We start from the raw sequence: 1782 nt of genomic DNA on the forward strand, positions 1-1782 counted from the left end.
GCGGTGTCTTCGCGCAGGTCCTCAATCTGCCCGAGGTCGGTGTGGACGACGACTTCTTCGCCCTCGGCGGCCACTCCCTCCTCGCCGTCCGCCTCGTCGAACGGCTCCGCGAACGCGGCCTGTCCGTCTCCGTACGCGCACTCTTCGAGACCCCGACCCCGGCCGGCCTCGCCCTCGCCACGAGCACGGCCCACACCGCCGTCCCCGAGAACCTCATCCCGGCCGACGCCACCGAGATCACGCCGGAGATGCTGCCGCTCGTCGACCTGACGACCGACGAACTGGCCCGGATCGTCACCTCCGTCGACGGCGGCGCCGCCAACATCGCGGACATCTACCCGCTCGCCCCCCTCCAGGAGGGCCTGCTCTTCCACCACCTCCTCAACGAGGGCGGCGACGACGCCTACGCGCTCCCGACCGTCATCGAGTTCGACTCCACCGAGCGCTTCGACAGCTTCCTGTCCGCGCTCCAGGCCGTCGTTGACCGCCACGACATCCTGCGTACGGCGATCATGTGGGAAGGCCTGCGCGAACCCGTCCAGGTCGTCCGGCGCCACGCCGCCCTACCCGTCACCCACGTGACCCTCGACGCGGACACCGACGACCTCGTTGCCGCACTCGTCACGGCCGGCGGCACCACCATGGACCTGAACCGCGCCCCCCTGATCACCCTGCACGTCACACCGACGGCGGACGGCAAGCGCCTCGCCCTGCTGCGCATGCACCACATGGTGCAGGACCACACCGCGAAGGAAGTCCTCCTCGACGAGGTCCAGGCCTTCCTCACGGGCCGCGGCCAAGACCTCCCCGAGCCGCTGCCCTTCCGCAACTTCGTCGCCCAGGCCCGTACCGGCGTCGAAGAGGCCGCACACGAGCAGTACTTCGCCGAGCTGCTCGGCGACGTCACCGAGCCCACCGCCGCCTACGGCCTGGTCGACGTCCGCGGCGACGGCACCGGCATCACCCGAGGAGAACGGGAGTTCCAGCCCGCCCTCACCACCCACCTCCGCGACGTGGCACGACGCCTCGGCGTCAGCCCCGCCCCCGTACTGCACGTGGCATGGGCACGCGTCCTCGCCGCACTCAGCGGCCGCGAAGACGTCGTCTTCGGCACGGTCCTCTCCGGCCGCATGAACGCGGGCACCGGATCCGACCGCGTCCCCGGCCCCTTCATGAACACCCTTCCCGTCCGGGTGCGCACCGGGGAACTCGGCGCGCTCGAGTCCATCAAGGCCATGCGCGGCCAGCTCGCCCACCTCATGGAGCACGAGCACGCCCCCCTGGCCGTCGCCCAGCGGGCCGGCGGACTGCCGGCCGACACCCCGGTCTTCACTTCCTTCTTCAACTACCGCCACGACACGGCCCGCAAGGCCGACGGCGAGCACACTGCGGCGATCACCGGCATCCGCACCGTCTGGACCCACGACCGCACCAACTACCCGCTGTCCGTGGCCGTCAACGACAACGGCGAGACCCTCACCCTCGTCGTCGACGCCATCGCCCCCATCGCCCCGCACTCCGTGACGGAGCTCGTGCACAGGGCCGCCGAGCACCTGGTCTCCGCAGTGGAAACCGCACTCTCCGACGGCACCGACCTGCCCCTCACCTCCCTCGACGTCCTCGGCGACGACGAGCGTCGTCGGGTGCTGGTCGAGTGGAACGACACCGAGAGGGACTTGGGTTCGGCGTTGGTGCCGGAGTTGTTCGTGGCGCAGGTGGCGAGGACTCCGGATGCGGTGGCTGTTGTCGCCGACGGTGTGGAGGTTTCGTTCGCGGAGCTGG

Annotated in this window: 1 protein-coding gene; it reads left to right on the forward strand. The window is 70.7% G+C overall.

The genetic code is table 11. The features are described from left to right. On the forward strand, nucleotides 1-1782 hold a 1782-nt coding region (locus BCL76_RS38370; RefSeq protein WP_258310168.1), incomplete at both ends, for a condensation domain-containing protein.

Source organism: Streptomyces sp. CG 926, from assembly GCF_003148825.1.
Taxonomy (GTDB): Bacteria; Actinomycetota; Actinomycetes; order Streptomycetales; family Streptomycetaceae; genus Streptomyces.